This is a genomic window from Protofrankia sp. Cr1, from assembly GCF_963555865.1.
Taxonomy (GTDB): Bacteria; Actinomycetota; Actinomycetes; order Frankiales; family Frankiaceae; genus Protofrankia.
This window is the reverse complement of the sequence record NZ_CAUVXO010000075.1, coordinates 6,141-12,747: the sequence shown is the minus strand read 5'-3', so window position 1 is coordinate 12,747 and position 6,607 is coordinate 6,141. Positions and strand designations below refer to the sequence as shown.

At 69.9% G+C, this 6,607-nt stretch carries 6 protein-coding genes and 1 pseudogene; 5 read left to right on the top strand and 2 right to left on the bottom strand.

Features of this window, described 5'->3' with window-relative positions:
• The 4 genes and pseudogenes from U9980_RS09140 to tatB form a co-directional block, all read left to right on the top strand.
• A pseudogene (locus U9980_RS09140) lies at positions 1-213 on the top strand (hypothetical protein); the annotation flags it as partial.
• On the top strand, positions 210-1,133 hold the full coding sequence (locus tag U9980_RS09135; protein ID WP_322767527.1) for a zf-HC2 domain-containing protein: 924 nt from the start codon (positions 210-212) through the stop codon (positions 1,131-1,133). The pseudogene U9980_RS09140 and the gene U9980_RS09135, both read left to right, overlap by 4 nt.
• Positions 1,134-1,323: 190 nt before the next feature.
• A complete protein-coding gene (locus U9980_RS09130; protein ID WP_322767526.1) occupies positions 1,324-2,760 on the top strand; it encodes a S1C family serine protease in 1,437 nt (478 codons plus the stop codon).
• A 108-nt stretch (positions 2,761-2,868) separates the two neighbouring features.
• Positions 2,869-3,438 carry a Sec-independent protein translocase protein TatB gene (gene tatB, locus U9980_RS09125; RefSeq protein ID WP_322767525.1) on the top strand — a complete coding sequence of 190 codons (570 nt, stop codon included), beginning with the start codon at positions 2,869-2,871 and terminating at the stop codon, positions 3,436-3,438.
• A 137-nt stretch (positions 3,439-3,575) separates the two neighbouring features.
• Here tatB and U9980_RS09120 read toward each other — a convergent pair whose 3' ends face one another.
• On the bottom strand, positions 3,576-4,718 hold the full coding sequence (locus U9980_RS09120) for an Mrp/NBP35 family ATP-binding protein (RefSeq protein WP_322753913.1): 1,143 nt from the start codon (positions 4,716-4,718) through the stop codon (positions 3,576-3,578).
• A 340-nt stretch (positions 4,719-5,058) separates the two neighbouring features.
• Between U9980_RS09120 and U9980_RS09115 the strand changes: the two genes are divergently transcribed.
• A complete protein-coding gene (locus U9980_RS09115; RefSeq protein ID WP_322767535.1) occupies positions 5,059-5,529 on the top strand; it encodes a MarR family winged helix-turn-helix transcriptional regulator in 471 nt (156 codons plus the stop codon).
• On the opposite strand, the gene U9980_RS09110 is transcribed toward U9980_RS09115, so the two are convergent.
• Entirely contained in the window at positions 5,517-6,485 is a 969-nt protein-coding gene (locus tag U9980_RS09110) for a PHP domain-containing protein (protein WP_416210206.1), read from the bottom strand. The genes U9980_RS09115 and U9980_RS09110 overlap by 13 nt on opposite strands.
• Between the last annotated feature and the right edge of the window lie 122 nt (positions 6,486-6,607).

Genomic DNA, 6,607 nt, shown 5'->3' with positions numbered 1-6,607 from the left:
CCAGCCGGTGGGGCCGTCCTGATCGAGGCGTCGACGCCGAAGCCGGTGGCCGGGCCGGTCGCGCCCGCGGCAGGCGCGCTCGCCCCGGTCGAGGACGGTACGACGCCGTCACGCCGATCGCACCGGATCACTCGGCGGACGCCGCCGACAGGCCTGCCGGCGGCGGCGAATGCTGGTGGTGGCACGTCGTCCGCACCGGAGGGGCAGGCGTGACCGGACATCTCGGCAAGCAGATCGCCCCGCTGGTTGACGGGCAGCTGGACCACGACGGTCGGGACCGTGCCCTGGCGCACGTCGCGTGCTGTTCGTCCTGTCAGTGGGAGGTCGCCGAGCTGCGCCACCTCAAGGCCCGGCTGGCGGGGCTCGGCGATCCGACCCTGCCGGGGGGAGTGGCGGATCGGCTGCTGCGAATGGCAGCTCCCGCCGACTCGGGCCCGGCCCGGACACGCCCGGTGTCCCTGGCCATCCGCGGGGTCATCCGGACGGCCGGGCGTGGTCTTTTCATCGGCGTCATCGGCGTCATCAGTTCGGTGGACCAGCCGGTCGTCCCGAGCCCTGCGCGGAGCGCCGATCCGCCGCAGTCGGCAATGCCGACCGGGGCGACGGCCGGGCGGGTGGCGTCGTCAACCAGGCCGGTTGATCTTGTCGGTGCTACCGGCCCGACGGGGCGCCGCCGGCCGGGCTCGAAGAGGCGCCTTGATTCGAGTCGGCCGGCCGCCGCGCGGCCCGCAGGCACCGCGTCCGGTGGTCGCCGGCCGGCGACCAGTTCGGCCAGCGGCTGGCGGGGACGCCAGAGCCGGACCAGACGTACCTTGGTCAGCTCCGTGGCGGTGATGCTTTTCGCTGTCGCGGGCGCTGCGCTCGGAGAGATACGTGCGCCTGGCACTGTTGCGCAACCGCCGCGTCCCGTCGCGGTCCCGGCGGCTCAGCCCAACGTCGTCTCCAGGACGGGTATCGCCGGGATGAGCATCTCCAGGACGGGCATCGCCGGGACGGCCGTCCCCGGGACCAATCTGTCCGGTACCAATGCCGCCGGAATCAGTGCCGCTGAGGTCGATGTCGCTGAAGCCGGGGCTGGCCACCTGCCGTCGGTGATGGCCGCGGTGTTGCTGCCCGATGGCTCGCGGCGCTAGGGCGTCCCGGTCGGGTTACCGCCGGCTGCCGCCGGGAGGTCGTACGGTAATAGCTGCGTGATCGCAGTAGGGGCTGGCTGAGCGGCCCGACGTTTCCCCGATACGAGCATAAGAGCGCCCGGCGATGTTGGCGGATGTTTCGTGCCTGTGGGTACATCCGCGTGTTCCCTGCTACTGGTGGCGGAGGCGGATGGCCGTGAGCGGTGACGGCGAGGACGGCATCGCACCGCGGGGTGAACCGGCGGATGACAGAGGTCCGGGTGACCCGCCGACAAACCCATGGTGGGCCCGCCCGGCTCCGGCACCCGGTGCCTGGGGGTCGGCGGCGAACCTGCCGGCCGATCTTTTTGTGCCCGTTGCACATCATGGCGGGCCGCCCACCGTCGACGGCGCCGCTGACGCAGCTGTTGCTGACGCAGCCGTTGCTGAATCGCGTGCCCCCGGGTGGGGGGCGCCCGACCAGGTCGCACCCCGACCGGGTCGGCTGGTTCTCGTGGCGGCGATGCTGCTCGCCGGCCTGGTCGGCGGTGGCGCCGGCGGTGTGATCGGTGGTGTGATCGGCGCTCACTCCGCGCGGACCGACGAGCCACTCGTACCGACCGCGGCCGGGTCGCCATCCGGGTCGCCATCCGGGTCGTCGCCCGTGGCGGGCGTCGACGCTGCGGCCCCGGTCGAACGGGCCGCGCCGGTCTCCGTCATTGCCGCACGTGCCCTGCCGTCGGTTGTCACGATCAATGTGACCAGTCCGATCCTGTCCGCCACCGGCTCCGGTGTGATCATCAGATCGGACGGCTACATCCTGACGAACAACCACGTCATCGCAGGCGTTGCCGCCGGGGCGCGCGTGTCTGTGACCTTGTACAAGGAGCTGCGGCAGATCTCGGCTGAGATCATCGGACGTGATCCCAAGACGGACCTTGCCGTAATCCGGATTCAGACTGCGAACCCGCTACCAGCCGCGACGTTGGGACGTTCCGGCTCGCTCGTGGTGGGTGCACCTCTGGTGGCCATCGGTGCACCGTTGGGCCTGTCCGGAACAGTGACCACAGGTATTGTCAGCGCGCTCGACCGTAACCCGACGGTGCCGGTGGAGTCCGGCGGGGAGTCGGTCCTCATCGGTGCGATCCAGACCGACGCGGCCATCAATCCCGGCAACTCGGGCGGTGCGCTGGTGGACGGACGCGGTCAGGTTGTCGGCATCAACACCGCGATCGCGGCTGTGCCTGGGTCCCGCGCCGACCGCGGCGCGTCCGGGAACATCGGAGTCGGTTTCGCCATCCCGATCGACTACGCGAGGTCAGTGGCTGGTGAGATCATCAGTACCGGTCGTGCCACGCATCCCGATGTCGGCGTGTCCACTGGGACGATCACGCCGGATGATGCGGCGGCGGTCGGAACGTCGTCCGGCGCACTGATCCGCGCGGTGGAGTCGGGCGGGCCCGCGGACGCGGTCGGCCTGCGTCCGGGCGACATTATCATCAAGGTCGACGGGACGGTCATCGGGAATACCAATGACCTGATTGCGGCAACCCGCGGCCATCGGATCGGTGACCGGATCATGCTTAGTTTCGAGCGTGATCACACTGTCCATGATGTCGCGCTGACCCTTCAGGAGCAGCGCGGTTAGGAACGCCGGGCAACCGGGCAACCGGGCAACCGGGTCGGTGGGCCCGAGCGGACGGGCAACCGGGTCGGAGGTGTTCCGTTGATCGCAATGGCGAGGTAGTCTGGGGCCGTGTTCAACGGTGTGGGCTGGGGCGAGGTCGCTGTCCTTCTACTGATCGGCCTATTCGTGTTCGGTCCGGAACGGTTGCCGAACGCGGCCCGTGACGCCGGTCGGATGCTGCGTCAGTTCCGGCAGATGGCTGCCGGCATGCGCGAGGAGCTGCGCTCCGAGCTCGGTCCAGAGATTGCCGATCTCGACCTGAGTACCCTGCATCCCACGACGTTCGTGCGCAAGCATCTGTTCGAGGACGAAGACCCGTTGCTTCCGTCGTACCTTTCCAAGCGGACGTCGCTCGACAAGATGCTCTTCGATGACGACCCGGAGACGCCGTCCGGGCTCACCGAGCCGGTTCGGCCCCGGCTCTCCTACGACGATGCGCCGGCTGTGGCCAAGGCGCCGTCGTTGACGAAATCCCCTGCCCTGACAAAATCCCCCATTTTGACCAAGGCCACTTCGACCCCGGCCAAGGCTGCCCCGACAGACCGGGGTCAGGCGGCTGCCGTGGCGCCCGCAGCGAGGGGGGCGGTCAGCGCCGAGATGCTGTCGGCGGCGACGCCCTTCGACACCGACGCGACCTGATACCCGTCTGATACCCGCGCCACTTCTGTTCGAGCGATCCGTGGCCCGTGCCCAGGTCGGATGTGGCCTGGGCCGGGCCCCGGAGTAGCGCAGTAGCCTCAGCCGGTCCCGGACCCGGTCAGCCCGACCGGGTGTCGTCAGCCTCGGCGGGTCGGGGTGAGGCCGAGGGACCGGCCAGCCAATCCGCGTGAGCGGGATGACAGCCGTTCGGCCACTCCCCGCAGGATTTTCGAGGCTTCGCAGTCTGGATCCGCGGTCACCAGCGGGACGCCCGAGTCGCCGCCTTCGCGCAGCCGGACATCAATGGGTATCTGCGCCAACAGCGGGACGTCGTGTCCGAGCACGCGGGTCAGCCGCTCGGCCACGGCCGCGCCGCCACCTGAGCCGAAGACGTCCACGCGTCCGTCGCAGTGCGGGCAGGGCAGCCAGGCCATGTTCTCCACGACGCCGACGACGTTCTGTCGAGTCTGGACGGCGACTGTGCCGGCCCGCTCGGCAACCTCGGTGGCGGCAAGCTGAGGGGTGGTCACGATGAGAAGCTCGGATGACGGCACAAGTTGCGCCAACGAGATCGCGATGTCGCCGGTGCCCGGTGGCAGGTCGAGCAGCAGGATGTCGAGGTCCCCCCAGAACACATCCGAGAGGAACTGTTCCAGTGCCCGGTGGAGCATCGGCCCTCGCCACGTGACCGGCTGGTTGCCACGAGTGAACATGCCGGTGGAGATGACCTTCACGCCATGCGCCTGTGGAGGCATGATCATTTTTTCGACCTGGGTGGGCAGGCGGTCGACTCCGAGCATCCGGGGGATCGAGTGCCCGTAGATGTCGGCATCCAGCACACCGACCGCGAGGCCGGACCGGGCCATCGAGGCGGCCAGGTTGACGGTCACCGACGACTTGCCGACGCCGCCCTTTCCGCTGGCTACGCCGTACACCCTGGTCAGTGAGCCGGGCTGCGCGAACGGGATCGCCCGGGTTCCCGTCCCGCCGCGCAGCTTCGTGTGCAGGGCGGCGCGCTGCTCGGCGCTCATGACCTCGAGGCGGACCTGCACGGCCCGCACACCCGGTACTGCGGTGACAGCGCGCTGGACTCGACTGGTGATCTCGTCGCGCATCGGGCAGCCGGAGACGGTCAGTAGCACTACGATGTCCACGGTGTCATCGGTGATGCGGACCGAGTCGACCATGTCCAGTTCGGTGATGGGACGCCCGATCTCAGGGTCGAGCACCGTTGCGAGAGCTGCCTGGATCGCGTCCGCGCTAGGCCGGGAAGCAGACAAGAGAAAACCTCGACCAGTCGGTGTGGTGCGTGGGGCTCGCGCCGTCACGCCTGCATCCCCACCATAGCCGCCAGCCCGGCTCGAACGCGTCCGGCGAAGCCGGAACCTTATCCCCCCCGGCAAGGCCCGGCGGTTGACCCACGGCCGCCCGGCGGCGCACCGTCGCGATCTGGCAACCTGCCCGTCAACCCACGGTCGCCCAGCAGTTCTCGACTGGGGCTGTCTTCATCGGAATGTCGATCGTCTGACATCATCAGCGAGCTCGCTCGCGGACCGCAACGGGCGACGTAATCTGATCCACGTGACGGTCGACGAGCAGACAGCGGAGCAGGAATCGCTGATGGACCCGCGATCACTGTGGGCATGGCGTCAGTTCCTGCGGGCTCACTCGTATGTCATCCGGCAGCTGGAAACCGACCTCGAAGCCGAACACCACCTGCCGCTGGCGTCCTTTGATGTGCTGGTCCAGCTGGCCGAGGCGCCGGACGGCGCCCTGCGCATGAACGAGCTGGCGGAGGCGGTCCTGCTGTCCCGCAGCGGCCTGACCCGCTTGGTCGACCGGCTGGAACGTGACGGTCTGGTCGCGCGACGGTCGTGTCCGTCCGACGCCCGGGGAACGCTTGCGACGCTGACCCCCGAAGGCCGCAAGCGGCTGCGGGCGGCCTCCCGGACCCATCTCGCCGGGGTGTCGAAGCATGTCACCAGTCACTTCAGCCCGGACGAACTTGACGTGCTCGCCAACCTGCTGGGCCGGCTCGATCCCCACGTGTCCACGCCGCCGCCCGGCGGTGGCTGCGGTCAGGGCGTCTGAGGGCTCCAGGGCGTCTGCGGGCTCCAGGGCGTCTGCGGGTGCCAGGCCGGTGCCGGTGGGCCTGCCGCTGCCCGTGGTGGCTGGTGCCGTAGCGGCCCAGCTGGTCCGGTCAGCGGTTGGGCACCGTACGCCTCGGCGATGAGCGCCTCGTACGCGTGCCCGCTCGTCGTCTCCGCGCCGAGGCGCTGGGGTTTGCTCGGGCCGTGGAAGTCGCTCGCGCCGGTGACGATCAGTCCCAGGTCGGTGGCGAGCCGGCGAAGCCTGGCGCGCGCCTGCTGCGGGTGGTCGGGATGGTCCACCTCGAGGCCGCGAAGACCCGCCCGTGCCATGGCCGCGATCACATCCGGGCCGATGGTCGGACCGCGCGTGCTCGCGTACGGGTGGGCCAACACGCTGACACCGCCCGCGTCGCGAACCAGCCGGATCGCCTCCAGGGCGTCAGGCTCGTCCTTGCCCACCCAGTAGCGACCGCCGGCGCCGATCCAGGCGGGTGTGAACGCGGCCTGCAGGGAGCTCACGAGGCCGGCGTCGACCAGCGCCTCGGCCACATGCGGGCGTCCGATCACACCGTCAGCCTGGGCGGCCACCTGTTCCCAGCGCACGGGGTGGCCATCGGCGGCCAGCTTCTCCACCATCCGGCGGGCGCGGGTGACCCTGTCCTCGCGTAGCCGGGCCCGGACGGCCGCGAACACCGGTTCGGTCGCGTCGAACAGGTAGGCGAGCAGGTGCAGGCTCACCCAGCGGCCGTGCTCGACCCGGATTCCGCACGAGATCTCCGCACCTGGGAGCAGAGTGAGCCCGGTCGGCAGGATGCCGGCGGCCTCGGCCAGACCCGAGGTGGTGTCGTGGTCGGTCAGCGCGACGACGGTCAGGCCGGCAGCGGTCGCCAGGCGGACGACCTCGGTGGGGCTGCACAGTCCGTCCGACGCCGTCGAATGCGCATGAAGATCGATCAGTCCCGCCGTCGTCACCGGATACACGTCCGGAGTTGCTTTCTGTGGTTGAAGTCTTCGCGCACAGCACACCCCGCCTACTCCGCCGACCCGGTCGTGGCGTCGGACCCGTTTCTGGCCGGGCA